This is a genomic window from Kitasatospora sp. NBC_00039 (assembly GCF_045160625.1).
Lineage (GTDB): Bacteria > Actinomycetota > Actinomycetes > Streptomycetales > Streptomycetaceae > Kitasatospora.
Genome location: NZ_CP108289.1, coordinates 3,457,484 through 3,482,343 on the forward strand (window position 1 = coordinate 3,457,484; position 24,860 = coordinate 3,482,343).

Genomic DNA, 24,860 nt, shown 5'->3' on the forward strand with positions numbered 1-24,860 from the left:
GGGCGGGCCTCCGGGCAGAGTGCAGGGAGATCTGCATACTTATACGCAGGGTGACAGGGGCACGGTATTCGTCCGAATAGCGGACAGCGTGACCCCTCGTTATCCGATTTTGATCTGAATGAGGGCCACCCGACCGTCATCAGATGGCAGGATTCCCCCCATCTCGGATCGAGCCGGCCACTGGTCGAGGCGGTTCGATCGGCGTCCACCTCGGCGGAGGGTGGCGGAAGCAGTACACGCACCACCCTGCGCGCCCCCTGCCCAGGCCATGCACGACCGGCTCTGCCCGTACGACGCACAGCGAAACTCCACCCGTACAGCGCCGTACGGCCCGCTGTCCCGGTGTGCCGCTCCCCCGCGGCGCGCTCCGCCCGACCTCTCCCTCAGGAGGAGATCCCCTCATGACCGCCCGTACCCAGCGCACCCGCCTCCTCGCGGCCGGCGCGGTAGTCGCGTCCGTCTCCCTCGTCCTGACCGGCTGCGGCAGCAGCAAGTCCTCGTCCGGCTCCTCCGGCAGCGGCGCCGCGTCCGTCTCCGTGCCCCCGGCCACCGCCGACCCGTCGCTCGCCGCCCTGGTGCCGGCCGACGCCAAGTCCGCAGGCAAGCTGGTCGTCGCCGCCGACGCCTCGTACGCGCCCAACGAGTTCCAGGACGCCTCGGGCAAGATCATCGGCATGGACGTGGACCTGGCCAACGCCATCGGCCAGAAGCTGGGTCTGGCCGTCGACGTCCAGAACTCGCCGTTCACCGCGATCATCCCCGGCATCGCGGCCAACAAGTTCCAGCTGGGCATGAGCTCCTTCACCGACACCAAGGAGCGCGAGGCCACCGTCGACATGGTGACCTACTTCCTCGCGGGCACCAGCGCGGCGGTCAAGAAGGGCAACCCGGACAAGATCGACATCAATAACCTGTGCGGCAAGAAGATCGCCGTCCAGACCGGCACCACCCAGGCCGACTCCATCAAGGACACCATCAACCCGGCCTGCGTCGCGGCCGGCAAGCCCCCGGTGCCGAACGACGGCGACAAGTTCGACCTGCAGACCGACGTGACCCAGGCCGTGGTCTCCGGCCGCGACCAGGTCATGCTGGCCGACTCCCCGGTCATCGACTACGCGATCAAGCAGACCAACGGCCAGCTGGAGCAGCTCGGCTCGGTCGAGGGCAAGGCCCCCTACGGCATCGTGCTGGCCAAGGGCGCCACGCTCACCCCGGCCGTCCAGGGCGCCGTCCAGTCGCTGATGAACGACGGCACCTACAAGAAGATCCTGGAGAAGTGGGGCGTCCAGGCCGGCGCGATCGACAAGTCCGTCGTCAACGGCGCCACCAGCTGACCCCTCGCCAGTTCCCCACCCCCCTGAGGCCACTGTGAACCATTCCGATCAGGGGAAGGCGGGACCGGGACGGCCCGAGTCCTTCAAGGCCGTCCCGGTCCGCCACCCCGGCCGGTGGGCGGGAGCCGTCGTCGTCGCGGTCGTCGCGGCGATGCTGCTCCACGCTCTGATCTTCAATCCCGCCTTCCAGTGGGATGTCGTCAACACCTACCTCTTCGATTCCAGCATCCTGCACGGCCTCGGCGTCACCCTGGAGCTCACCGCGCTCTCGATGGTGATGGGTGTGGTCGGCGGCATCATCCTCGCGGTGATGCGGCTGTCGCCGAACCCGCTGCTGTCCGGCACCGCGTGGTTCTACATCTGGGTCTTCCGCGGCACTCCCGTGCTGGTCCAGCTGGTGTTCTGGAACTTCCTGGGCGCGCTCTGGCCGACGTTGTCGATCGGCATCCCGTTCGGGCCCGAGTTCTGGTCCGAGTCGACCAACAAGCTGATCCCCGTCTTCACCGCGGCCCTGCTCGGCCTCGGCCTCAACGAGGCCGCCTACATGGCGGAGATCGTCCGCGGCGGCATCCAGTCGGTGGACGAGGGGCAGTCCGAGGCGGCCCACGCGCTCGGCATGAGCCGTTTCGCGACCATGCGCCGGATCGTCCTGCCGCAGGCCATGCGGGTGATCATCCCGCCCACCGGCAACGAGACCATCTCGATGCTGAAGACCACCTCCCTGGTCAGCGTCATCGCCCTGGAGGAGCTCTTCCGGGCCGGGCAGAACATCTACTCCCGGACCTTCCAGACCATCCCGCTGCTGATCACCGTCAGCCTCTGGTACCTCTTCCTGACCTCCGTACTGACCATCGGCCAGTACTACGTCGAGCGGCACTACGCTCGTGGTACCACCCGGACGCTGCCGCCGACTCCGATCGAGCGACTGCGCCGGCTGTTCGCGGGCAAGCCCGTCCCCAAGGCCAAGAACGACGTGGTCCCGGGGATCGAGGGAGGCAGCCACCAATGACCGACCTGAGCAAGCCCCCGGTCTCCGGGCACCCGATGGTGCGCGCCGAGGGCGTTCGCAAGTCGTACGGCCTCGTCGAGGTGCTCAAGGGCATCGACCTGGAGGTCAAGCAGAACGAGGTGTTCGTCCTCGTCGGGCCCTCCGGCTCCGGCAAGTCGACCTTCCTGCGGTGCATCAACCACCTGGAGAAGATCAACGGCGGGCTGCTGTCCGTCGACGGCGAGCTGGTCGGCTACCGGCGCAAGGGCGACAAGCTCTACGAGCTCAAGGACAGCGAGGTCGCCCTCAAGCGCCGCGACATCGGCATGGTCTTCCAGCGCTTCAACCTGTTCCCGCACATGACCGCCATAGAGAACATCATCGAGGCGCCGGTGCAGGTCAAGGGCGAGAGCCGGTCGGCCGCCCGGGAGCGGGGCATGGCCCTGCTGGAGCGGGTGGGGCTCGCCGAGAAGGCGAAGAACTACCCGTCCCAGCTCTCCGGCGGCCAGCAGCAGCGCGTGGCGATCGCCCGCGCGCTGGCCATGAAGCCCAAGCTGATGCTCTTCGACGAGCCCACCTCGGCGCTCGACCCGGAGCTGGTCGGCGAGGTGCTGGACGTCATGCGCGGCCTCGCCGAGGACGGTATGACGATGATCGTGGTCACCCACGAGATGGGCTTCGCCCGCGAGGTCGGCGACGCGCTGGTGTTCATGGACGGCGGTGTGGTGGTCGAGTCCGGCAACCCGCGCGACGTCCTCAGCAACCCGCAGCACGAGCGCACCCGCGCTTTCCTCTCCAAGGTGCTCTGAGCGCACCTTCACGCGGCGCCCGGCAGGCCGGTCCTGCCGGGCGCCGACGTTTTCCCCGCCCGGGTAATAGGCTGGAAGCTGTCAGCCCGTTACCGACTTTGGAAGGACCACCGTGGAGCTCGCCTCGTACGCCGATCTGGCCGTCCGGCTGGTGAACACCGAGGAGCCCGAGCGCGGCACCGACTCGCTGACCTCGGTGGACGCGGTACGCGCGCTGTTCTCGGAGTCGTCGCGGGCCGCCGCGCTCGCCGACGAGTCGGACCTGCCGCGACTGCGGGCCGTCCGGACCCGGCTGCGCGGGGTGTTCGAGGCCGCCGCCGAGGGGGACGAGATCCGCGGCGTCGACCTGCTGAACAGCCTGCTGATGGAGTACCCCGTCAGCCCGCTGGTCTCCGGGCACGACTACCTCGACGACGCCGGGCGGCCGCGCTGGCACCTGCACCTCGCCGACAACTCGCCGACCGCCACCGCGCACTTCAGCGCCGTCGCCTGCATGGGGCTGGCGGTCCACCTGACCGAGCTGGGCGCCGACCGGCTCGGCATCTGCCAGGCCGTGCCCTGCCGCAACGCCTACCTGGACACCTCCACCAACCGCTCCCGGCGGTACTGCTCCGACCGGTGCGCCACCCGCGCCAACGTCGCCGCGTACCGGGCCCGCAAGCGGCAGGAGGCCCAGGAGGCGGCGACCCTCGCCGGCCAGGGCTAGCGGACTAGAGGGTCGGGTCGGCCCAGACGCCGAGCCGGCGTGCCAGCCCCGGCACCCGCGCCAGCGGGCTGGTGAGCAGCAGACGCTCCAGCCGGCGGCCCGGGGCCAGCCAGGCCGGGCGGGGGCGCAGCCGCAGCAGCACCCGGCCGAGCACCAGCTCGTCCGGGACGGCGCCGTAGCTGCGGCTGTCGCTGTCGACCGGCCGGTTGTCGGAGAGCAGCCACCAGCCCTTCGGGCGCCGCTCGGCGGCCCGCTTCACCACCAGCAGGTCCTGCTGGAAGGGGTGGCGGAAGACCACCACCGCCCCCGGCCGGATCCGCGCGCCGTAGCGGACCAGCAGCTGGTCGCCCTCGCGCAGGGTCGGCACCATCGAGGGCCCGGCCACGTCGATCAGCCCGAACGGGGCGCCACCCCCCGGGGTGCCGCCCTCCGGTTCCGCCATCCGCGCCACGACTCCTCCTCCCGGCCCGCCGGGTCCCAGTCTGCCGTACGGCCCGTCACCCGCCGATGTCCGGATTGGCCCGGTTCCGGCTCCACCTTTTGCCCTAGGCCCACCGCCCGATCGCGAAACCCGGTGGCCGGAAGGGTAATCTCAGCCGCGGGAAGACGATCTAAGGAAGGACTCCCATGTTCTCTCGTCTGTTTGCACCGCGCGCCACCGCCCACGCCCACTGCGACCTGCCCTGCGGCGTGTACGACCCCGCGCAGGCCCGGATCGAGGCCGAGTCGGTGAAGGGCACCCAGGAGAAGTACCAGGCCAACGAGGACCCGGCATTCCGCACCCGCGCCCTGATCATCAAGGAGCAGCGTGCCGAGGCCGTCAAGCACCACATCTCGGTGCTGTGGAGCGACTACTTCAAGGCCCCGCACTTCGAGAAGTACCCGCAGCTGCACCAGCTGATCAACGACACCCTGAAGGCCGCCTCGGCCGCCAAGGCGTCGACGGACCCGGCCACCGGCCAGGCCCTGCTCGACCTGATCGCCGAGGTCGACAAGATCTTCTGGGAGACCAAGCAGGCCTGACCCGGGGTCAGCCGCCGCCGAACCGCCCCCGTCCGGATCACCGGACGGGGGCGGTCGCGTTTGCCGGCCCGCCATCACCCTGTAAGGGTTGCCTGGCCTTACTGCCTGTTATGCTGCCAGGGCGTCCCGCGGGGGAAGCCGGTGCGAATCCGGCGCTGACCCGCAACGGTGGGCGGAGCCCTGTGCCCGCGAGCCCGGTCGCCCCGGGGCGCTGACCTTCCGACAACTCGCCGCGGACTGCGAGGGGATGGCGCCCCGGCACTCTCTGCGGCCCGGGCGCGCCGCCCCCGTGCCCGCCCGCGGCCCGAGGCGAAGGTGCCTCCGTGAGCCAGCGAACCATCGAGCGGTGCTCGTGGGCGAAGGCCCCCGCCGTGCGACGTGAGGCGGGCGCGTGAGCACCGCACCGGCTGCCGCGCCGGCCCGTCGAATACCCGCCGCCCCGCTGGCCGCAGGCCTGGCCGCGGCACTGCTGCTCTCGCTGGTCTGCGGGGTTGCCCTGGGCTCCTCCGGCCTCGGCTGGTCGCAGGTACTGCGGCTGCTCGGCGCCGGGCTGACGGGCGGTCGGCTGGAGGCCGGCGAGGCCGCCGCCTACGCGATCGTCTGGGAGATCCGGCTGCCGCGCACCGTGCTGGCCGCCGTGGTCGGCGCCGGGCTCGCGGCCACCGGGGTCGCGGTGCAGGCGATGGTCCGCAACGCGCTGGCCGACCCGTTCGTCCTCGGCATCTCCTCCGGCGCGGCCGTCGGCGCCAACGCGGTGCTGCTGCTCGGCGCCTTCGCCTCGCTCGGGGTCTGGGCGATCTCGGTCTCCGCGTTCGGCTCGGCACTGCTGGCCATGGTGCTGGTGTACGCCACCGCCCGCACGGCCTTCGGGCTCACCCCGCTGCGGCTGGTGCTCACCGGCACCGCGATGTCCTACGGCTTCTCGGCGGTGACGGCGCTGATGGTGTTCGGCGCCGCCCGCGGCGAGGCGGCCCGCAGCGCGATGATGTGGCTGCTCGGCAGCCTCGGCGGGGCCACCTGGGGCTCGGTGCCGATCGCCGCCGCCACCGTGCTGGCCGGCCTGGCGTACCTGGCCTGCGCCGCCGGGCGGCTGGACGCGCTCGCCATGGGCGACGAGACGGCGGCCTCGCTCGGGGTGGACGGCGACCGGCTGCGCCGTGAGCTGTTCGTGGTGACGGCGGCCGTCACCGGCACCGTGGTCGCGGTCAGCGGCGCGATCGGCTTCGTCGGGCTGATGGTGCCGCACCTGACCCGGATGCTGGTCGGCGCCGGGCACCGCCGGGTGCTGCTGGTCGCCCCGCTCGCCGGCGCGCTGCTGCTGGTCTGGGTGGACATCCTCTCGCGCACCCTGCTGGCCCCGGCCGAACTGCCGGTCGGGGTGGTCACCGCGGTGCTCGGGGTGCCCTGCTTCCTGCTGCTGATGCGCCGTCGCGGCTACACCTTCGGAGGCCGCTGATGGACCTCGCCCTCGACGGCGTCTCGGTCGAGCTGGCCGGCACCCGGCTGGTCCACGACATCACGCTGCGCGCCGCCGCGGGGCAGGTGGTGGGCCTGGTCGGGCCGAACGGCAGCGGCAAGTCCACCCTGCTGCGCTGCGTCTACCGGGCGCTGCGGCCGGCCGCCGGCGCCGTCCGGCTGGACGGCGCGGACCTGCACGCGCTGGCCCCGCGGGAGGCCGCCCGGCGGGTGGCGGCGCTGCCGCAGGAGCACTCCGCCGAGTTCGACTTCACGGTGGCCGAGGTGGTCGGGATGGGCCGGCTGCCGCACCGCGGCGGCTTCGCCCGCCCGGCCGACGGCGACGAGGAGCGGTGCCGTGACGCGCTGCACCGGGTGGGCGCCGGGCACCTGGCCGGGCGCGGCTTCCTGAGCCTGTCCGGTGGCGAGAAGCAGCGGGTGCTGATCGCCCGCGCGCTGGTCCAGGAGCCCCGCGTGCTGGTGCTGGACGAGCCCACCAACCACCTCGACATCGCGCACCAGCTGGAGGTGCTGGCGCTGGTCCGGGAGGCCGGGCCGACGGTGCTCACGGCCCTGCACGACCTCAACCTGGCGGCCGGCCACTGCGACCTGCTCTACGTCATCGCGGCCGGCCGGATCGTCACCTCCGGACCGCCGGCCGAGGTGCTGCGGCCGGCCCTGCTGGCCGAGGTGTTCGGCGTCCGCGCGACCCCGGTGGAACACCCGGACACCGGCGCCGTCCAGCTGCTCTTCGACCGACTCTCCCGATCCTAGGAATCCCCGTGCGCACCAAGGCCGTTGCCTCCGCCGCCCTGCTCACCCTCGGGCTGACCGCCTGCGGCGCCGAGATCGCCCCCGCCGGTGACGCCGCCACCGGCTCCGCCCACTACCCGGTGACCGTCGACAACTGCGGCACCGAGGTCACCTACCGGACGAAGCCCGCCCGGACGGTGAGCAACGACGTCGGCATCACCGAGCTGCTGCTGGCCCTCGGCCTCGCCGACCGGATGGCCGGCTACGTGATGCCCGACGACAAGGGCCAGGTCGACAAGGTGGCCTGGAAGGACGGCTACCAGCGGACCACGTGGCTCTCCAAGCAGCAGATCACCAAGGAGATCGTGCTGGAGGCCAGGGCCGACCTGGTCTTCGCCGGCTGGCCCTACGGCTTCAGCGAGGCCGACGGCTTCACGCCGCAGGCGCTGGCCGGCCTCGGCATCGGCTCCTACGTGCTCACCGAGTCCTGCCGCAGCGGCAAGGGCCAGGAACGCGGCGTGATGTCCCCGCTGGAGGCGCTCTACACCGACCCGGCCAACCTGGGGGAGATCTTCGACGTCCGCGACCGGGCCGACGAGCTGATCGCCGAGTTCAGGACGCAGGTCGCCGCCGTGCCGCAGCCCGAGCGCCGGCCGCGGGTCTTCCTCTACGACAGCGGCGAGGACAAGCCCTACACCTCGGGGAAGTTCGCGGCGCCGGAGGAGATCATCACCAAGGCCGGCGGCCGGAACGTGATGGGCGACGTCGCCGACTCCTGGACCACCGTCGGCTGGGAGAGCGTGGTCCGGTGCGACCCCGAGGTGATCGTCATCAACAACTACGGCTCCCCCGACGCCGAGGCCAAGCGGAAGTTCCTGAAGACCTTCCCGCCGCTCGCGGGCGTCTCCGCCGTCCGCAACGACCGGATCTTCGTCCTGGACTACGTCGACCTGGTGGAGAGCCCGCGCAACCCGGCCGCGGTCACCGCCCTGGCGGCGTACCTGCGCAGCGTGACGACCGGCTGAGCCGGACCACGAGGGCAGCCGGAGGAGGCGGCCGGGCGGCGACGCGGCGGGCGTACGCTCGGAGGTACGAGCCGACGGAACCGACCGGAGGAGCGAGAACATGACCACCTTGGCCGCGTCGTCCGCCTTCGACACCGCGGCGCTGCGCGAGGGCATCGAGCGCGCCGACGCCGACGCCCTGCTGGCGCTGTACGCGGACGACGCCGAACTGCGCATGGTCGACCGCAAGACGCAGCCCAGCCACCCCCTGGTGATGCACGGCCGGGACGAGATCGGCGCGATGCTGGACGACGTCTACGGCCGGGAGATGACCCACCGGCTGGAGCAGGTGGTGCTCCAGGACGACCGCGTGGCCTTCCTGGAGTCCTGCCAGTACCCCGACGGTGTCCGGGTGCTGGTCAGCTCGGTGGCCGGCCTGCGGGACGGCCGGATCGTCGACCAGACCTCGATCCAGGCCTGGGACGAGAACGAGCGGTCCAAGTAGGCTCGTCGCATGATCCGCACAGCCGTAGTCACCGATGTCCCGGTCATTCACTCCATGATCCGCGAACTCGCGGAGTACGAGAAGGCTCCGCACGAGGCGGTGGCCACCGAGGAGCAGCTGCGCGACGCGCTGTTCGGCGCCAACCCAGCGCTGTTCGGCCTGATCGCCGAGGACGACACCACCGGCGAGCCGGTCGGCTTCGCGGTCTGGTTCCTCAACTTCTCGACCTGGCGCGGGACTCACGGCGTCTACCTGGAGGACCTCTACGTCCGCCCGCAGGCCCGCGGCGGCGGCCACGGCAAGGCGCTGCTGCTGGAGCTGGCGCGGATCGCCGTCGAGCGCGGCTACTCGCGGATGGAGTGGTCGGTGCTGGACTGGAACGAGCCCTCGATCAACTTCTACAAGTCGCTCGGCGCGGTGCCGATGAACGGCTGGAGCGTCTACCGCCTCACCGGCGAGGCGCTCACCGCCGTCGGCGCCCGCTGACCGTCCGGGAGCACGTCCGGGGGTCCGCCCGGGAGTTCCTCGGCGAATTCCGAGCAGCGTCGTCCGACCCCTGACACCCTGTGTCGCGAGGGCTTACCATGAGTGACTCCCGTACCGGGGACAAAAGCGGTAACGTCTCGTGCGGATGCGCGGCGTCCGGCCACCCTCGGAGGGGTATGACCGGTACGTACCGCACCACCCCTCTGGACAGTTGGGGCGAAGCAGTTGAGCCAAGCAACAGACAGTGCCGCGGCCACCGGCCCGGAAGCACAGCGCGTCACCCAGGAGGTGAGGGTGTCCCAGATCGACGGCGAGCCCGGAGTGCAGGACTTCGTGGAGGTCCGGCTGCCCGCGGCGGGGGCCTACCTCTCGGTCCTGCGAACAGCGACGGCGGGGCTGGCGGCCCGGCTGGACTTCACGCTGGACGAGATCGAGGACCTCCGGATCGCGGTGGACGAGGCCTGCGCCATCCTGCTCCAGCAGGCGGTGCCCGGCTCGGTCCTCTCCTGCGAGTTCCGGCTGGTGGGCGACTCGCTGAAGGTCATCGTCTCCGCCCCGACCACGGACGGCCGGGCCCCGGAGCGGGACACCTTCGCCTGGACGGTGCTCTCCGCACTGGCCGGCGAGGTGGAGTCCTCCGTCAGCGAGGACAACACCGTGTCGATCAGCCTGCACAAGAAGCGCGGCGGGTCCGCCGCCCATTAGAGCCGCCACAGCAGCAACCGAACAAGGGCCGTCCGCCCGGCACCCCACCCGGGCCGGCGGGCGGCTCCCGGTACCGCCCTACACGCGGTACGACCGACATGACGGATCCGGGACCGCCCCACGGTCCCGGTGCTCCCGGAACGGAACGGGGGAATGGCCGTGAGTGATCTGGACCGTACCGGCCTCGCAACGGCGGGCCCTGCCGTACCGACCCAGGCGAGCGTTCCCGGCCTCGCCTCCAACGACGAAGCGCACCCGAAGGACGCCCACCGGATGAGCCAGCCGACCGAGCCGACGTCCGACCCGTCGCAGACGCCCTCGCCCCCGCCGTCCGCCGAGGGCCCGGCGGCGGCCGAGGCGCTGCGCGGTGCGGTGCCGGCCCAGCAGGCCCCGCACCGCTCGGGTGCGCCGGACCGGGAGGCGGCCCGGGCACTGTTCGTCCGGCTGTCCGCGCTGCCCGAGGGCTCCCCGGAGCGCGTCGAGCTGCGCAACCAGCTGGTGCGCATGCACATCCCGCTGGTCGAGCACCTCGCCCGGCGGTTCCGCAACCGCGGCGAGCCGCTCGACGACCTGACCCAGGTCGCCACCATCGGGCTGATCAAGTCGGTGGACCGGTTCGACCACGAGCGCGGGGTCGAGTTCTCCACGTACGCGACGCCGACCATCGTCGGCGAGATCAAGCGGCACTTCCGCGACAAGGGCTGGGCGGTCCGGGTGCCGCGCCGGCTCCAGGAGCTGCGGCTGTCGCTGACCACGGCGACCAGCGAGCTCTCCCAGCGGCATGGCCGCTCCCCCACGGTGCACGAGCTGGCGGAGCACCTGGGGATCTCCGAGGAGGACGTGCTGGAGGGCCTGGAGTCCGCCAACGCGTACTCCACGCTGTCGCTGGACGTGCCGGACAGCGACGACGAGTCGCCGGCCGTCGCGGACACCCTGGGCGCCACCGACGAGGCGCTGGAGGGCGTCGAGTACCGCGAGTCCCTCAAGCCGCTGCTGGCCCAACTGCCGCCCCGGGAGCAGAAGATCCTGGTGCTGCGGTTCTTCCGGAACATGACGCAGTCGCAGATCGCCGCCGAGGTGGGCATCTCGCAGATGCACGTCTCCCGGCTGCTCGCCCGCACGCTGGCCCAGCTGCGGGAGAAGCTCCTGGTGGAGGAGTAGAACCGACGGCCGCCCGGCGCGGCCGGTGCGGCCCGCGGCCCTCTGTGCTCAGCCCTCGTGCGGAGCGTAGAGGGCCGCGGTCGACTTCGGGCTCAGCAGCGCGCCGATGCCGGCCACGCCGAACAGGCCGACGGCGACCCCCACAGGGGCCATCGCGCCGCCGCTCTGCCACATGTAGTACGCCACCGGCAGGCAGATCGAGTTGGTCAGCACCGCCGGGCTGCGGCCCCAGCGCCGGCCCCGGAGCAGCGCCCGGGCGGCCAGCAGCGGCAGCACGCCGAGCAGCACGATCACCAGCCCGCCGAACTCGTTCAGGGCGAGCTGCTTGGACTGGCCGGACAGCGCGGCCACCATGTCCCACACGCCGACGACGGCCAGCGCGGCGCCCGCCAGGGCAGTGATGACGGCGCCCACGGTCAGGGCCGCCGGCCGGTCGGAGCCGGGCGCGGGTACGGGTGCGGAGGATTCTGCGGTCACTCCAGCAGGGTAGCCGCCGGTTGGTCCGTACCGACCCGTAGGCTGAGCACATGCGCGCTCTCCTGGTCGTCAACCCGAAAGCGACCACCACCAGTGGCCGCACCAGGGATGTGCTGATCCACGCCCTGCGCAGCGACCTCAAGCTGGAGGTGGCGCAGACGGAGTACCGGGGCCATGCGCGTGACCTGGCCCGCGAGGCGGCGGAGGACGGCACGGTCGACCTGGTGGTGGCCCTGGGCGGCGACGGCACGGTCAACGAGGTCGTGAACGGACTGCTGGCGCACGGCCCGGCCGAGAAGCTCCCCCGGCTCGCCGTGGTGCCCGGCGGCTCGACCAATGTGTTCGCCCGCGCACTGGGCCTGCCGAACGACCCCGTGGAGGCCACCGGGGCCCTGCTGGATGCCATGGAGCATCGCCGGGATCGGCCGATCGGCCTGGGCAAGGCGATGACCGAGGGGCTGCCGGACCGCTGGTTCACCTTCACGGCCGGCCTTGGCTTCGACGCCGGCGTCGTCGGCCGGGTGGAGGAGCAGCGCAGAGCGGGGCGCAGGTCCACGCACGCGCTCTACGTCGGGCAGGCGCTCCGGCACTACATCACCCAGCGTGAGCAGCGCCGATCGGGCCCGGTCACCCTGCAACTGCCGGGCCACGAGCCCGTGCCGGGCCTGGTGATGGCCATAGTCAGCAACACGTCCCCGTGGACGTTCCTGGGCAGCCGCCCGGTCTACCCCTCGCCGCTCGCCTCCTTCGACACGGACCTCGATGTCTTCGGCATCACCCGGATGACGGCGTTCGGTACGGCTCGAACGGTCCGTCAGATCCTGCGGTCGCACAGCCCTTCGAACGATGGCGCGACGCCTGTCGGCCCGTCCGGAAAGCACGTCGTCTCCTACCACGACGCCCGGCACTTCACCTTGGTTTCACAGGAACCGACCCCATTCCAGGTGGACGGGGACCACCTTGGAGACAGGAGTCGCGTCAGTTTCACAGGCGTACGGCGGGCACTGCGTGTGATTGTGTGACCGGAAGTGGGGTTCGCCCTTCTTCTCGAACGCACAAGCCCCCTTCACTCCATAGAAGTACTGGCTGTGAGCTAGGCGACACCGAAGAATCAAAAATTCCTCCCTGAAGGGGGTTGTATCCGGGCCCGAGGTTTGCGAACCTCTACATGGCGATCGGGACACATCGCAGCGACGGCAACCTCAGACCCTGACGGGCGCCGACCGCGGAGTGTCCCTCGAATCGCCGAATCCCTCCCCAGCACAGACCACCCGGGCCCGACGGGCCTTTGGTCTCTTTTGCTGTTGCGGGATTCGTGAAAGCGTTCACATTCACAAGCCATCGATTGTGCCGACCGGGCAACCCCCGCGGCAGGAGGAGTTGGACGACCATGGACTGGCGCCACCGCGCTGTCTGCCGCGAAGAGGACCCGGAGCTGTTCTTCCCGATCGGGAACACCGGTCCTGCTCTGCTGCAGATCGAGGAAGCCAAGGCCGTGTGCCGCCGCTGTCCGGTCATGGAGCAGTGCCTGCAGTGGGCGCTCGAGACCGGCCAGGACGCCGGCGTCTGGGGCGGTATGAGCGAGGACGAGCGTCGCGCGATGAAGCGCCGTGCTGCCCGCAACCGCGCCCGCACCGCCTGATCACACGCCGTAGTACCAGCAGTGACCGTCACACCAGCAGTGACTGCAGTACCGATCAACACATGATCAAGGGCTTCCCTGCACTTCCTGGTGAAGCCTTCCGTACAAAGGACCTTGCTCGACACGGTCCCGCGACACCGAGCCGCCCAGGCACTTGATACTGTTCACTGAGAGCAATATTGTGGAGTTGAGGCGCTCACCGTGTGCAACGCACCGATGAGGTGTCGCACCACCCAGAGCCCCCGTTCCGGCCGACTCCCCCCGACGGCCGGAACGGGTTGAGAGGCCCTGTCGACCCACCCCCCCCGGTCGACAGGGCCTCGTTTCTGTTTCCCGGCCCGTTCATGACGGTCGTGCGAGGGTGCGGGACCGGCGCTTCCACCGGACGCACGCCCCCCGCGGACCTCGACGCACCTCAGCGGACCGGGATCTCCAGGACCACCTTGGTGCCGCCGTCCGGTCCCGCCACCATGTCGAAGGTGCCGCCCAGCTCGCCGGTGGCGAGCGTCCGGACGATCTGCAGCCCGAGGTTGCCCGCCTGCTGCGGGTCGAAGCCCTCCGGCATGCCCTTCCCGTCGTCCTGCACGGTGATCAGCAGGTACTCCTCGGGCTTGGCCCCGCCGTTCCAGCTGTCCGACCAGCCCATGCCGGTGGCCGGCGCCCGGCCGCGCAGCGCGGAGACCTCCAGGTTGCCGGAGGCGGACGGGCCGAAGGCGTGCTCCAGGGCGTTCTGCAGCAGCTCGGTCAGCACCATCGCCAGCGGGGTGGCCACCTCCGCGGAGAGGATGCCGAAGCTTCCGCTGCGGCGGGTCGCCACCCGGCCGTCCTGGGACAGCTCCATCACCATCGCCAGCACCCGGTCGGCGATCTCGTCGAAGGTGACCTTCTCGTCGAGCGCCTGCGAGAGCGTCTCGTGCACGATCGCGATCGAACCGACCCTGCGGACCGCCTCGTCCAGCGCGGCACGGCCGGCGTCCGAGTCCATCCTGCGGGACTGCAGCCGCAGCAGCGCGGCCACCGTCTGCAGGTTGTTCTTCACCCGGTGGTGGATCTCCCGGATGGTGGCGTCCTTGGTCATCAGCTCGCGGTCGCGCCGGCGCAGCTCGGTGACGTCCCGGCAGAGCACCAGGGAGCCGGTCAGCGTGCCCTTGGGCTTGAGCGGGATGGCCCGCAGGGTCACCACCCCGCCCTGCACCTCGACCTCGGTCTGCCGGGGTGCCCAGCCGCTCGCCAGCTTCACCAGCGCCTCGTGCACGGCCGCGCGCGAGGGCGGGACGAGCTCGGCGGTGGCGCGGCCGAGGTGGCTGCCGACCAGGTCGGTGGTGAGGCCGAGGCGGTGGTAGGCGGAGAGCGCGTTGGGGCTGGCGTAGGTGACGATGCCGTCGGCGTCCACCCGGATCAGGCCGTCGCCGACCCGGGGGGCGGCGTCCATGTCGGTCTGCTCGACCCCGGGGTACGGGAAGGTGCCGGCGGCGATCATCTGAGCCAGGTCGGAGGCGCTCTGCAGGTAGGTGAGTTCGAGCCGGCTGGGGGTGCGGACGGTCAGCAGGTTGGTGTTGCGGGCGATCACGCCGAGCACCTTGCCCTCGCGGCGCACCGGGATCGACTCGACCCTGACCGGCACCTCCTCGCGCCACTCCGGGTCGCCCTCGCGCACGATCCGGCCCTCGTCGAAGGCGGCGTCCAGCAGGGGGCGGCGCCCGCGCGGGACGAGGTGGCCGACCATGTCGTCCTGGTAGGAGGTGGGGCCGGTGTTGGGCCGCATCTGGGCCACCGAGACGTACCGGATGCCGTCCCAGGTGGGAATCCAGAGGACCAGGTCGGCGAAGGAGAGGTCGGAGAGCAGCTGCCACTCCGAGACCAGCATGTGGAGCCACTCCACATCGGCACCGGTCAGGGTGGTGTGGCGGCGGACGAGTTCGTTCAGCGAGGGCACATGGCGAGGGTAGCTCCAGGCCCGGTGTCCGGGCCTGCCGCACCCGCCGGGCCGCCCGCCGGCACCGGCCGGCCGGGCCGCCCCGGCGTGCCGGCCGCACCTCCCCACCCAAGTTGTCCAGACCAATTTTCGGAGCCCCCTGGACAACCCAGATTGGTCTAGTCCACAATGAAAGGGCACCAAGGAGAGGCCCCCCGCGCAACTGCCCTGACCCGCGCGAGGCCGCTCCTCGGTCGGACGCCGCCGAGCGAGGACCCCGCACAGTTCTCGCTCGTCCACGGCGCCCGACGACAGCTCCGGGCTGCGGTGCCGCATGGGTTGAGGGTCCCGTGTCGGCGCCGTGGCCCGTAGTGCTTTCCACTGCCGACCCATACGAGCGTTCCGACGACAGCTCCGGGCTGCGGTGCCCTGGGCCCCTCCTTGCCCGCCGGCGGGCAAGGAGGGCGGGTTGAGGGTCCCGTGTCGGCGTCGTGGCCCGTAGTGCTTTCCACTGCCGACCCATACGAGCGTTCCGACGACAGCTCCGGGCTGCGGTGCCCTGGGCCCCTCCTGCCCGCCGGCGGGCAAGGAGGGCGGGTTGAGGGTCCCGTGTCGGCGCCGTGGCCCGTAGTGCTTTCCACTGCCGACCCATACGAGCGTTCCGACGACAGCTCCGGGCTGCGGTGCCCTGGGCCCCTCCTTGCCCGCCGGCGGGCAAGGAGGGCGGGTTGAGGGTCCCGTGTCGGCGTCGTGGCCCGTAGTGCTTTCCGGCCCCGGACAGAGGACGCCGCCGGAAGCCGGTGCACCGGAACCCTTCTCCGCCGCTCGCAACGCCGAACCCCCCGCCCACAGCCTGTGGACGGGGGGTTCGGCGTCGTACGGGCGGCGTCGGCGGGCCGACCGCGGCCGTCAGTGGGTCTCGGTGACCTTCGCCAGGGCGCGCGGGGCGTCGGGGTCCTGGCCGCGGGCGATGGTGACCTCGTAGGCCAGCTGCTGCAGCGGCAGGATCTCCAGAATGGTCTGGACCTCCTCGGGCACGCCGGCCGGCAGCGCGAAGCCCGCCGAGGCGGCGTCCACCTGCGCCTGCTGGCCGATGACCACCAGGTCCGCACCGCGGCCGCGCAGGCGGTCCAGCACCGGCTGCAGGGCCTCGCCGCCCTTGCCCTCCGGGACGATCGCGATGACCGGGGAGACGTTGTCCACCATGGCCAGCGGGCCGTGCAGGAGGTCGGCGCCGGAGAACGGGGAGGCCGGGATGTAGGTGGTCTCCATGAGCTTCAGCGCCGCCTCGCGGGCGGTCGGGTAGCCGTAGCCGCGCGAGGTGATGACCAGGCGCTGGGCGAAGCGGTAACGCTCGGCCAGGGCCTTCACCTCGGCCTGGCGGGCCAGGATGCCGGCGGCCAGCGACGGCAGCTCCTTGGCGGCCGCGCCGTCGCCCCCGCGCAGGCCCTCCACCAGCAGGTAGAGCGCCAGCAGCTCGGCGGTGTAGGTCTTGGTGGCGGGCAGCGCCTTCTCCGGGCCGGCCAGCACGTCGATGTGGAACTCGGAGACCTCGGCCAGCGGCGACGCGGCGTTGTTGGTGACCGCCAGGGTGATGGCACCGGCTTCGCGGGCGGCCTTGGTGGAGGCCACGAGGTCCGGCGAGCCGCCGGACTGGCTGACGGTGATCACCAGCACGTCGGTGAGGTCCGGCCTGGCGCCGTACGCGGTGGTGGTCGACATCGAGGTCAGGCCCGCCGGCTTGCCGAGCAGGATCTCGATCAGGTACTTGGCGTAGAGCGCCGCGTTGTCGGACGTACCGCGCGCGGTGAGCAGGACGAAACGCGGGTTGCGGGCGGCGATCCCGGCCGCGATCTCGAAGATCTTCGGGGCGCCCTCGTCGAGGATGCGCTGGAGGACGGCCGGCTGCTCGGCCATCTCCGCCGCCATGATCCGGCCGGGGACGGGGACAGTCTGCGTGTCGGACATCTGGATGTGCCTCCGATGAGATGGTTCGACCCCACGCGGGCGGGGATGCCCGGCGGGGACCTCTACGGCGGCGAGTCCGCACACTCGCTGCGGTGATTCCTGCGGCAATCCTACGGGGCCATCCCCGTGGAGCACATTCGAGAGCCCCTCCCGCCGCTGCGGGCAGGGGCCCTCGCCGGCCGGCGGACCGGCCGGCCCCGGATCAGCCCTGCTTGTTGATCAGCTGGTCGATCGCGGCGTCCGCCTCCTTGGCCGCCTGGTCCACGGGCTTGTTGTTCTTGAGGATCGCGGTGAGCATGTCCGGCAGGATCTTCTGCTTCTCGATCGCGCCCCAGCCCGGCGCCAGCGGGGTGAACCAGGCGTCCGGCACCGCGTTGGCCGCGGCGGCCGTGGCCGGCTTGCCCTTCAGCGGGTTCAGCTGGGTCAGGTTGTTCGGCAGGATGTCCTTGTCGGCCAGCGCCTGCTCGGACTTGCTGCTGGTGAACATCCGGATCCAGTCGGCGGCCGGCGGAGCCACCTGCGACTTGGCGGTGACGGCGAGGTCCGAGCCGCCGATGAAGGTCGGCAGCGGCTTGCCGCCCGGGCCGGGCATGGTGGCGACCTTGACGGTGTCCTTGAGGTTCGGGTCGCCGGTGACCGGTGCGGTCACGCTGGCCGCCTCGTAGCCGTTGCCGTAGAAGGCGCCCGCGTGCCCGCGGGCCATCGCCTCGTACTGGTTCAGCTCGTTCACCGCGAGGTCGCCCTTGTTGTACTTGCGCACCAGGTCGACGAAGTGGTTGAGCCCCTGCACGGACTTGGGGTCGCTGAGCGTGCCGTGCCAGTTGCCGCTGCTGTCGAAGCGGGCGATGGCGCCGCCGTACGCGGAGACGTAGCTCATCGCGGCGTACCAGAACGGGCCGGGCAGGTAGAGCGCCGAGTACGTCCGGTCGGACTTGTTCCTGTCGGCCAGCTTGTCCAGCGCCGCCCGCAGCTCGTCCTCGGTCCTGGGGAAGTCCGCGCTGCCGGTGGCCGTCTGGAACGCCGCCGAGTTGTAGATGGCGACCCGGGCGCCCGCGTAGTACGGCACGCACCAGAGCTTGTCCTGGTAGGTGCAGGTGTTGGCGAGCGCCTTGATCCAGGCGTCGGAGTTCTCGAAGCTGCTCCGCTCCACCGGGGCGAGCGCGCCGGACAGCACGTACTTCATGGTCTCGGTGTTGCCGAGCTCCACCACGTCCGGGGCGGTGCCCTCGGCGATCGCCTTGTCCAGCTTGGTGACCTTGTCGGCCCAGCCCTGGTAGGCGAGCCTCAGGGTGACGTTCGGGTACTTGGCGGCGAACTCGTCGTTGACCCGCTGGACGAGGTCCGGCCAGTTCTTCTGGGCGTCCTCCATCAGCCAGACCGTGACCGTCCCGGTCGCCGACTTCGGGTCCGCCGTGCCGCTCTTGGCGTCCCCCGACGGCGAGCCGCCCGAAGAACAGGCCGTCAATCCGACGGCCAACGCCATGATCCCGAACGTCGCCATGAACTGACGCTGCTTCACGCCATCCTCCGAGGGTGTTAGAGCCTGAGTGCCCGCCGGCAGCGCTGGCACCCGACGGAGAGCGGTCTCCGGAGAGGGGCGGCGATGTGCTTCGGGAAGGGCCGATACCACATCCGGTGAGGTTGAAGTTCGAACCGGATGGGTGGAGCCTGGCCTAGACCACTGGCGGTGTCAACGCCAAATGGCCCGGCCGCAAAGGACGTTGCAGACCCGTTGTACCGCGTGGCGATCAGTCGCAGCCCCATCACCCTCAGTGGAACTTAAGGCTGGCTTAAGGCCGATTTGAGGGAACACCGACACCTGACGAATCCGCAGGTCAACGCGGGAAAAACGGAGCGGGCCCGTCATGCGACATGCGCATGACGGGCCCGCTCGGGGATGCCTTCCCGGCACCCTGGGTCACGGTCCGACAGAACGTCAGCCGATCGCTCCCGACTGCCCGGTGAGCACCTCCACGGCCGCCAGACCGCAGACGCGGGCGGCACCGTGGGTGGCGATGTGCAGCGCGCCGACCGGCTCGGACTGCGGCAGGCCCATCTCGACCACCGCGGCGTCCGGCCGGGCCGCCACCAGGCGGGACAGCGCGGCGGCCATCCACGCGTGCCGGTGCGCGTCCCGGACCACCAGCACCAGCCGGCGGCCCTCGGCGTCGGCCAGCACCCCGGCGACCATCGCGTCCAGCTGCTCCGGGCCGGCGTCCTGCGGGCCCACCTCGCGGGTGCGGGTGCCGGGGAAGCGGTCGGCCAGCATGCCGGCCACGCCCCACGGGGTGACGTCGCCGACGGCGATGTTGGGCTCGTCGGAGAACGAGGCCACGTACGGGCGCTCCGTCACCGGCAGCACCTCGCGGCCCGGCGCGCGGACCACCCGCAGCGCGCGGCGGGCGGCCCGCAGGCCGACCGCGAGGTCCGGCTCCAGCCGCTCGCCCTGGGCCGCGATCCTGCCCCAGCTGCCCAGCGCGCGGACCCGGCCGGCGGCGTCGGCCAGCCGCTCCTCGGGCAGCTTGCCGGACCGCACGCCCGCCACGATGGCGTCGCGCAGCATCAGCACGGTCTCCTCGTCGGCCAGGCCGCCGCCGACGCAGATCGCGTCCGCGCCGGCCGCCAGGGCCAGCACGGTGCCCTCGCCCATGCCGAAGGTGTCGGCGATGGCGCCCATCTCGATCGCGTCGCTGACGATCAGGCCCTGGTAGCCGAGGCCGCCGTCGGCCGGAGCGGCGCGCAGCAGGTCCCGCAGCACCCGGGGGCTGAGCGTGGCCGGCAGCTTGGGGTCGAGTGCCGGGATCATGATGTGGGCCGTCATCACGGCCTTGGTCCCGGCGGCGATCGCGGCCTCGAACGGGATGAGGTCACGGGCGCGCAGCACGTCCAGGTCGACGTCGATCACCGGCAGGCCGTGGTGCGAGTCGACGGCCGTGTCGCCGTGCCCGGGGAAGTGCTTGGAGCAGGCGGCCACGCCGGCCGACTGCAGGCCCTCCACCCAGGCGGCGGTGTGCCGGGCGCAGAGTTCCGGGTCGGCGCCGAACGAGCGGACGCCGATCACCGGGTTGCGCGGGTTGGAGTTGACGTCCGCGGTGGGCGCCCAGTTGTAGTTGACGCCGGCCGCGGCCAGCGCCCGGCCCAGCTCACGGGCGACGTCGCGGGTCAGCTCCGGGTCGTCGATCGCGCCGAGCGCGAAGTTGCCCGGCCAGGACGAGCCGGAGCCGGCCTCCAGGCGGGTGACGTCGCCGCTCTCCTCGTCGATCGCGATCAGGAGGTCCGGGTTCTCCTCGCGCAGCGCCTTGGTGAGCGCGGAGAGCTGGTCCAGGTCGGTGACGTTGCGGTCGAACAGCGCGACCGAGCCGAGCCCGGCCGCCAGGTGGCGGCGGACCCACTCCGGCGGCTCGGTGCCGACGAAGCCGGGCTGGAGGACGGTCAGCGCGTCGCGGTGCAGCTGGTCACTGGCGGGCAGAGTGGGGATGAGGATGCTCACGTGGGATCAGCCCTTCACTGCACCGTCGGTCAAGCCGCCGACGGCCTTGCGCTGGAGGAAGACGAACAGGACCAGGATCGGGACCGCGAAGAGGGTGGACGCGGCCATGGTGGCGCCCCAGTCGGTGCCGAAGTTGGTCTGGAAGGAGGAGAGCCAGAGCGGGAGGGTCTGGAACTCCTCCTTCTTGTTCAGGATGTTCACCAGCGGGAACTCGTTCCACGCGGTGATGAAGCCGAACAGCGAGGTCGACATCAGGCCGGGCGCGAGCAGCGGGAAGATCACCTTCAGGAAGGCCTGGGTGCGGGTGCAGCCGTCCACCATCGCGGACTCCTCCAGCTCCTTCGGCACGGCGGCGATGAAACCGCGCAGCGTCCAGATCGTGAAGGGCAGCACCATCATCATGTAGAGCGCGGTCAGCGGCACGAGGCTGTTCAGCATGTCGTTGTCGCGGACGAGGAGGTAGGCCGAGATGATCATGACCTCCCACGGCGCCATCTGCGCGGCCATGACGACCAGCACGAAGCTCTTGCGGCCGCGGAAGCGCATGCGCGCGATCGCGAAGGAGGCCAGGGTGGCGATCACCAGCGAGGCGAGCACCGCGCCGACCGTCACGATCAGGCTGTTGGCGACGTACGTCCAGAAGTTGGGGGCGTGGACGGCCTTGTCGAAGTGTTCGAGGGTCGCGTTCAGCGGCAGGAAGACCGGCGTCCGGCTGATGATGTCGTTGTTCTGCTTGAAGGCGGTGACGATCATCCAGTAGACGGGGAAGATGAAGAAGACGAAGAGGACGACCGCGATCACGTTCGGCCAGGTGCGTCCGATGAGCGAGCGCCTCACAGCTCGTCCTCCTGCTTCAGAATGATGCGGAAGTAGTACGCCATCAGCGCACCCAGCATCAGGATGGTGAGTACCGCGATGGCGGAGCCGACGCCGAATCGCTGGGATCCGAAGCCTTCGAGGAAGGCGTGGACCGGGAGGGTCCGGGTGAGTCCGTCCGGGCCGCCCTTGTTGATCAGGTAGACCTGGGTGAAGGCCTTGAAGACCCAGATGACCTCGAGGAAGGTCGTGGCCAGGAAGAACGGCTTCATGATCGGGAAGGTCACGGAGCCGAAGATCTTGAAGGCCGCGGCGCCGTCCATCCGGGCGGCCTCGTAGAGCTCCTTGGGAATCGTGGTCAGGCCCGCGTACATGTTGAAGGCCACGAACGGGACCGACTGCCAGACGATCAGCAGGATGATCACGAAGAAGGTCGAGTACTGGCCGCTGGTCCAGTTGAAGTGGGCCATCGAGTGCCAGCCCAGCTTGTCCAGGAACCAGTTGACGACACCGAAGTCCTGGTCGAACAGCCACTGGTAGACCGTGGTCGCGGCGACCACCGGCATCGCCCAGGCCAGGATGAGCGCGATCGACAGCGCCAGCCGCATCTTCTTGCCGAGACGGTCGAGCAGCAGGCCGACCAGGGTGCCGCACACCATGATCAGGACCACGTTGACGACGGTGAAGATCACCGTGCGGCCGGTGATCGACCAGAACTCCGAGTTGGTGAGCTGGTCGGTGTAGTTCTCGAAGCCGTTCCACTCGGTCAGGTGCTGGATCAGCTGACGCCTGTTGAGGTTCTGGAACGACACCACCACCGTCTTGAGCAACGGCCAGCCCAGCAGGACCAGAGTCGCCGCGATGGCCGGCAGCAGCAGCAGGTACGGCGTGAGGGCGGCCTTGTCCAGCGCCTTCGCCGGTCTGCCGCTCTTCTTCGGGGCGCTCCCGGCACCGCGGCCGGTGATCTCCTCGGTAATGGCCACGGCGGCCTTCCCTGACTCCGGGGACTGTGTCTGCACCCGCTCCGAATGCACAGCCATCGTTCTCTCTTCCTGACAACCTGACCGACGACGGACAGGCGTCGCCCACCGGCTCCCCGCCGGGAGTCGGTGAGCGACGCCGCTCGACTGCCTACTGCTTCTGGTTGAGACGCTTCGCGATCTCGTCGTCGGCCTTCTTGGCAGCGGCCGCGTAGTCACCCGTCAGGGCTCCGGTCAGGAACTCCTTGATCGGGTTCGGCTCGTTCTCCACGTTGGCCCAGGTCGGCGTGTTCGGGGTGATCGCGCCGACGGCGGCGGCCGGCTGGGCGGCCTTGGCGAAGTCGCCGGCGACCTGGCCGTTCAGCGAGGCCTTGTTCGGGATGTTGCCCGCGGCGGCGACCAGGCCCTCGTTCTTGTCGTTGAGGGCGATCTTCAGGAAGTCCTTGGCCATGTCGGAGTTCTTGCTGGCCTGGGCGATGGCCAGGTTGGAACCGCCGAGGAAGACGCCGGACGGCTTGTCGGCGGTCTTGCCCGGGATCGGGAAGAAGCCGATCTTGTCCTTGGCCATGGTCTTCTCGTCCGGCAGCTCCCAGCCGAGGCCGATCATGGTGCCGACGTCACCCTTGCCGAAGACGTCCTTCTGCTGCGGGGTGGCCTCGTCCTTGTCCTTCGGACCGGTGGCGGAGTAGCCCTGCAGCTTCTTGTAGGTGTCGAAGGCCTTCTGCGCCTCGGGGGAGGACAGGCCGCCGGCCCACTTGTCGCCGTCCTTCTTGGCGATCTTGCCGCCCTCGCTGGTCAGCAGACCGAAGTAGACGTACCACTCCTGGCCGGGCATGTAGATCGGGTCGGTGACGCCCGCGGTCGCCTTCAGCTTGTCCAGGTCGGCGTAGAACTCGTCCAGGGTCTTCGGCGCGGCGCTCAGGCCGGCCTTCGCCCAGAGGTCCTTGTTGTAGGCGACGACGCGGTTGCTGACCCACCACGGGGCGGCGTACTGCTTGCCGTCCAGGATCGCGGCCTCGTTCTGGTTGGCGGCCCAGTCGGCACCGCCCAGGGCGGCCTTGTCCTTGGTGATGTCGAGCAGACCACCGGTGGCCGCGTAGCCCGCGGTCTGGGTGTTGCCGACCTCGAGGACGTCGACCGAGCCCTCGGACAGCGCGGTGGTGACCTTCGCGCCGATGCCGTTCCACTTCTGGATCTGGAAGTCGACCTTGGAGCCCGGGTAGGCGGTCTCGAAGTCGGCCTTGACCGAGTCCGTCCAGCCCTTCGGGGCGGAGCCGTCCATCAGCCACACGGTCAGGGTCTTGCCGCCGTAGTTCTTGGCGGCGGACGAGGACGAACCGCCCTTGCCCTCGTCGCTCGACTTGGCGTCCGAACCACAAGCCGCCACACCGACGACCATTGCTGCGACGCCGACCGCCGCGATGAGCTGACGCTTCACGCCATCCTCCTGAGGGATGCCTGGGTTACCCCCGTCGGGTGGCAGCGGCAGACCCACGTAAAGCGGGAGGAATGGTGCCGCGGACCCCATCGGACGGGTGGGGGGATTCGTAGTGACCGGCCTAGTGGTGTAGACCAGATGCCTGGAGCTTGGCCTAGACCAATGGGCCTGTCAACGGCTGTTCAGGCGAACGGGACCACCCGTTATCAAGCCGACACCGCACATCGTTCATCGCGTGATGAGGTATTCGTTCCGTAGCCATACATGCAACGATGTGAGCTGTTAACGATGTGGCGCGACCCTCAAGGGCCGCGCGAGAAGCGGGAGACAGGTCCGATGAGCAGCGACGGGGGCAGCACGGCCCAGGTCAACGACCCCCAGGTGAAGAACCTCCCGACGCAGGCCGGCGCAGACCCGACCGCGCGGGTGCCCAAGTACTACGGCCTCAAGCGCCACCTGCTGCAGCTCACCGAGACCCAGCCCGCCGGGACGCCCGTCCCGCCCGAGAGGGCACTCGCCGCCCAGTTCGACACCTCGCGCACCACCGTCCGCCAGGCCCTCCAGGAGCTGGTGGTCGAGGGGCGGCTGGAGCGCATCCAGGGCAAGGGCACCTTCGTCGCCAAGCCCAAGGTCGCCCAGGCGCTCCAGCTGACCTCCTACACCGAGGACATGCGCGCCCAGGGCCTGGAGCCCACCTCCCGGCTGATCGAGATCGGCTACATCACCGCCGACGACCGGCTCGCCCCGCTGCTGGACATCAAGCCCGGCGGCCGGGTGCTGCGGATCGAGCGCCTCCGGCTGGCCAACGGCGACCCGATGGCCATCGAGGTCGCCCACCTCTCCGCCAAGCGCTTCCCCGCGCTGCGCCGCAACCTGGCCAAGCACAACTCCCTGTACACGGCCCTGCGCGAGGTCTACGGCGTCACGGTGGCCGAGGCCGAGGAGACCATCGAGACCACCCTCGCGACCCCGCGCGAGGCCGGCCTGCTGGGCTCCGACCTCGGGCTGCCGATGCTCCAGCTCGCCCGGCACTCCTTCGACGCCGACGGCAACCCGGTCGAGTGGGTCCGGTCCATCTACCGCGGCGACCGCTACAAGTTCATCACCCGGCTCAAGCGCCCCGAGTAGGGCGGCCACTCCCCTGCCGGCACCCGGGCACCGGCGTACGCGCGTGCGTACGCCGGTGCCCGTTGCGTTGGGCGGCC

General features: G+C 70.7%; 24 protein-coding genes and 1 riboswitch. Of the genes, 15 read left to right on the forward strand and 9 right to left on the reverse strand.

The genetic code is table 11. From position 1 onward, the window contains the following. Positions 1-401 precede the first annotated feature (401 nt). The 4 genes from OG286_RS15215 (at position 402) to OG286_RS15230 (ending at position 3,837) form a co-directional block, all read left to right on the forward strand. Positions 402-1,334 carry an ABC transporter substrate-binding protein gene (locus OG286_RS15215; RefSeq protein WP_396320792.1) on the forward strand — a complete coding sequence of 311 codons (933 nt, stop codon included), beginning with the start codon at positions 402-404 and terminating at the stop codon, positions 1,332-1,334. Positions 1,335-1,368: 34 nt separating this feature from the next. After that, complete coding sequence (locus tag OG286_RS15220) at positions 1,369-2,343, forward strand: amino acid ABC transporter permease (protein WP_396320791.1); 975 nt, start codon at positions 1,369-1,371, stop codon at positions 2,341-2,343. Next, positions 2,340-3,131: an amino acid ABC transporter ATP-binding protein gene (locus tag OG286_RS15225; RefSeq protein ID WP_396320790.1), complete on the forward strand. Its 792-nt coding sequence runs from the start codon at positions 2,340-2,342 to the stop codon at positions 3,129-3,131. Before OG286_RS15220 ends, OG286_RS15225 begins: the two co-directional genes overlap by 4 nt. A 112-nt stretch (positions 3,132-3,243) precedes the next feature. Next, on the forward strand, positions 3,244-3,837 hold the full coding sequence (locus OG286_RS15230) for a CGNR zinc finger domain-containing protein (RefSeq protein WP_396320789.1): 594 nt from the start codon (positions 3,244-3,246) through the stop codon (positions 3,835-3,837). 4 nt (positions 3,838-3,841) lie between these two features. On the opposite strand, the gene sodX is transcribed toward OG286_RS15230, so the two are convergent. Further along, entirely contained in the window at positions 3,842-4,279 is a 438-nt protein-coding gene (sodX, locus tag OG286_RS15235) for a nickel-type superoxide dismutase maturation protease (RefSeq protein WP_396320788.1), read from the reverse strand. Positions 4,280-4,464: 185 nt separating this feature from the next. On the opposite strand from sodX, the gene sodN reads away from it, so the two are divergent. The 8 genes from sodN to OG286_RS15275 all read left to right on the forward strand — a co-directional run bounded on the left by sodN (position 4,465) and on the right by OG286_RS15275 (position 10,929). Next, entirely contained in the window at positions 4,465-4,860 is a 396-nt protein-coding gene (sodN, locus tag OG286_RS15240; protein ID WP_063347853.1) for a superoxide dismutase, Ni, read from the forward strand. 131 nt (positions 4,861-4,991) lie between these two features. Then, positions 4,992-5,064, forward strand: a riboswitch (cobalamin riboswitch). 187 nt (positions 5,065-5,251) lie between these two features. Further along, positions 5,252-6,316: a FecCD family ABC transporter permease gene (locus OG286_RS15245; protein WP_405365356.1), complete on the forward strand. Its 1,065-nt coding sequence runs from the start codon at positions 5,252-5,254 to the stop codon at positions 6,314-6,316. Next, entirely contained in the window at positions 6,316-7,089 is a 774-nt protein-coding gene (locus tag OG286_RS15250; protein WP_396320787.1) for an ABC transporter ATP-binding protein, read from the forward strand. Before OG286_RS15245 ends, OG286_RS15250 begins: the two co-directional genes overlap by 1 nt. Positions 7,090-7,091: 2 nt before the next feature. Further along, positions 7,092-8,093 carry an ABC transporter substrate-binding protein gene (locus OG286_RS15255; RefSeq protein WP_405366058.1) on the forward strand — a complete coding sequence of 334 codons (1,002 nt, stop codon included), beginning with the start codon at positions 7,092-7,094 and terminating at the stop codon, positions 8,091-8,093. Between the two features lie 100 nt (positions 8,094-8,193). Further along, positions 8,194-8,577 (forward strand): nuclear transport factor 2 family protein, encoded by a 384-nt coding sequence (locus OG286_RS15260; protein WP_396320786.1) that lies wholly within the window; start codon positions 8,194-8,196, stop codon positions 8,575-8,577. A gap of 9 nt (positions 8,578-8,586) precedes the next feature. Further along, positions 8,587-9,063 (forward strand): GNAT family N-acetyltransferase, encoded by a 477-nt coding sequence (locus tag OG286_RS15265; RefSeq protein WP_396320785.1) that lies wholly within the window; start codon positions 8,587-8,589, stop codon positions 9,061-9,063. A gap of 294 nt (positions 9,064-9,357) precedes the next feature. After that, on the forward strand, positions 9,358-9,768 hold the full coding sequence (locus tag OG286_RS15270) for an anti-sigma regulatory factor (RefSeq protein ID WP_396320784.1): 411 nt from the start codon (positions 9,358-9,360) through the stop codon (positions 9,766-9,768). 153 nt (positions 9,769-9,921) lie between these two features. Next, positions 9,922-10,929 carry an RNA polymerase sigma factor SigF gene (locus OG286_RS15275; RefSeq protein WP_405365358.1) on the forward strand — a complete coding sequence of 336 codons (1,008 nt, stop codon included), beginning with the start codon at positions 9,922-9,924 and terminating at the stop codon, positions 10,927-10,929. A gap of 48 nt (positions 10,930-10,977) precedes the next feature. On the opposite strand, the gene OG286_RS15280 is transcribed toward OG286_RS15275, so the two are convergent. Continuing rightward, positions 10,978-11,406, reverse strand: coding sequence for a hypothetical protein (locus OG286_RS15280; RefSeq protein ID WP_396320782.1), 429 nt, complete (start codon positions 11,404-11,406; stop codon positions 10,978-10,980). 50 nt (positions 11,407-11,456) lie between these two features. Between OG286_RS15280 and OG286_RS15285 the strand changes: the two genes are divergently transcribed. Together OG286_RS15285 and OG286_RS15290 are read left to right on the forward strand one after the other, a co-directional pair. After that, positions 11,457-12,428 (forward strand): diacylglycerol/lipid kinase family protein, encoded by a 972-nt coding sequence (locus OG286_RS15285; protein WP_396320781.1) that lies wholly within the window; start codon positions 11,457-11,459, stop codon positions 12,426-12,428. Positions 12,429-12,796: 368 nt separating this feature from the next. Continuing rightward, positions 12,797-13,048, forward strand: coding sequence for a WhiB family transcriptional regulator (locus OG286_RS15290; RefSeq protein WP_014138019.1), 252 nt, complete (start codon positions 12,797-12,799; stop codon positions 13,046-13,048). Positions 13,049-13,463: 415 nt separating this feature from the next. Here the strand turns inward: OG286_RS15290 and OG286_RS15295 are convergent, their stop codons facing one another. The 7 genes from OG286_RS15295 to OG286_RS15325 form a co-directional block, all read right to left on the reverse strand. Beyond that, entirely contained in the window at positions 13,464-14,984 is a 1,521-nt protein-coding gene (locus tag OG286_RS15295; protein ID WP_396320780.1) for a sensor histidine kinase, read from the reverse strand. Positions 14,985-15,872: 888 nt separating this feature from the next. After that, positions 15,873-16,931 carry an SIS domain-containing protein gene (locus OG286_RS15300; RefSeq protein ID WP_396320779.1) on the reverse strand — a complete coding sequence of 353 codons (1,059 nt, stop codon included), beginning with the start codon at positions 16,929-16,931 and terminating at the stop codon, positions 15,873-15,875. A gap of 202 nt (positions 16,932-17,133) precedes the next feature. Further along, a complete protein-coding gene (locus OG286_RS15305; protein WP_396320957.1) occupies positions 17,134-18,432 on the reverse strand; it encodes an extracellular solute-binding protein in 1,299 nt (432 codons plus the stop codon). 435 nt (positions 18,433-18,867) lie between these two features. Beyond that, a complete protein-coding gene (locus OG286_RS15310) occupies positions 18,868-20,421 on the reverse strand; it encodes a glycoside hydrolase family 3 protein (RefSeq protein WP_396320778.1) in 1,554 nt (517 codons plus the stop codon). Positions 20,422-20,427: 6 nt separating this feature from the next. Continuing rightward, a complete protein-coding gene (locus tag OG286_RS15315; RefSeq protein ID WP_396320777.1) occupies positions 20,428-21,258 on the reverse strand; it encodes a carbohydrate ABC transporter permease in 831 nt (276 codons plus the stop codon). Beyond that, complete coding sequence (locus OG286_RS15320) at positions 21,255-22,277, reverse strand: carbohydrate ABC transporter permease (protein ID WP_405365360.1); 1,023 nt, start codon at positions 22,275-22,277, stop codon at positions 21,255-21,257. Before OG286_RS15320 ends, OG286_RS15315 begins: the two co-directional genes overlap by 4 nt. A gap of 91 nt (positions 22,278-22,368) precedes the next feature. Beyond that, positions 22,369-23,655 carry an extracellular solute-binding protein gene (locus OG286_RS15325; protein WP_396320775.1) on the reverse strand — a complete coding sequence of 429 codons (1,287 nt, stop codon included), beginning with the start codon at positions 23,653-23,655 and terminating at the stop codon, positions 22,369-22,371. Between the two features lie 336 nt (positions 23,656-23,991). Between OG286_RS15325 and OG286_RS15330 the strand changes: the two genes are divergently transcribed. Beyond that, positions 23,992-24,783: a GntR family transcriptional regulator gene (locus OG286_RS15330; protein WP_396320774.1), complete on the forward strand. Its 792-nt coding sequence runs from the start codon at positions 23,992-23,994 to the stop codon at positions 24,781-24,783. Positions 24,784-24,860 lie beyond the last annotated feature (77 nt).

Excerpts from the sequence above, each read along its gene's own strand:
- OG286_RS15285 (WP_396320781.1), top strand. The coding sequence starts at position 11,457 with ATGCGCGCTCTCCTGGTCGTCAACCCGAAAGCGACCACCACCAGTGGC.
- OG286_RS15275 (WP_405365358.1), top strand. The coding sequence starts at position 9,922 with ATGGCCGTGAGTGATCTGGACCGTACCGGCCTCGCAACGGCGGGCCCT.
- OG286_RS15250 (WP_396320787.1), top strand. The coding sequence starts at position 6,316 with ATGGACCTCGCCCTCGACGGCGTCTCGGTCGAGCTGGCCGGCACCCGG.
- OG286_RS15260 (WP_396320786.1), top strand. The coding sequence starts at position 8,194 with ATGACCACCTTGGCCGCGTCGTCCGCCTTCGACACCGCGGCGCTGCGC.
- OG286_RS15320 (WP_405365360.1), bottom strand. The coding sequence starts at position 22,277 with ATGGCTGTGCATTCGGAGCGGGTGCAGACACAGTCCCCGGAGTCAGGG.
- OG286_RS15305 (WP_396320957.1), bottom strand. The coding sequence starts at position 18,432 with ATGGCGACGTTCGGGATCATGGCGTTGGCCGTCGGATTGACGGCCTGT.
- OG286_RS15300 (WP_396320779.1), bottom strand. The coding sequence starts at position 16,931 with ATGTCCGACACGCAGACTGTCCCCGTCCCCGGCCGGATCATGGCGGCG.
- sodX (WP_396320788.1), bottom strand. The coding sequence starts at position 4,279 with ATGGCGGAACCGGAGGGCGGCACCCCGGGGGGTGGCGCCCCGTTCGGG.
- OG286_RS15215 (WP_396320792.1), top strand. The coding sequence starts at position 402 with ATGACCGCCCGTACCCAGCGCACCCGCCTCCTCGCGGCCGGCGCGGTA.
- OG286_RS15330 (WP_396320774.1), top strand. The coding sequence starts at position 23,992 with ATGAGCAGCGACGGGGGCAGCACGGCCCAGGTCAACGACCCCCAGGTG.
- sodN (WP_063347853.1), top strand. The coding sequence starts at position 4,465 with ATGTTCTCTCGTCTGTTTGCACCGCGCGCCACCGCCCACGCCCACTGC.
- OG286_RS15265 (WP_396320785.1), top strand. The coding sequence starts at position 8,587 with ATGATCCGCACAGCCGTAGTCACCGATGTCCCGGTCATTCACTCCATG.
- OG286_RS15225 (WP_396320790.1), top strand. The coding sequence starts at position 2,340 with ATGACCGACCTGAGCAAGCCCCCGGTCTCCGGGCACCCGATGGTGCGC.
- OG286_RS15290 (WP_014138019.1), top strand. The coding sequence starts at position 12,797 with ATGGACTGGCGCCACCGCGCTGTCTGCCGCGAAGAGGACCCGGAGCTG.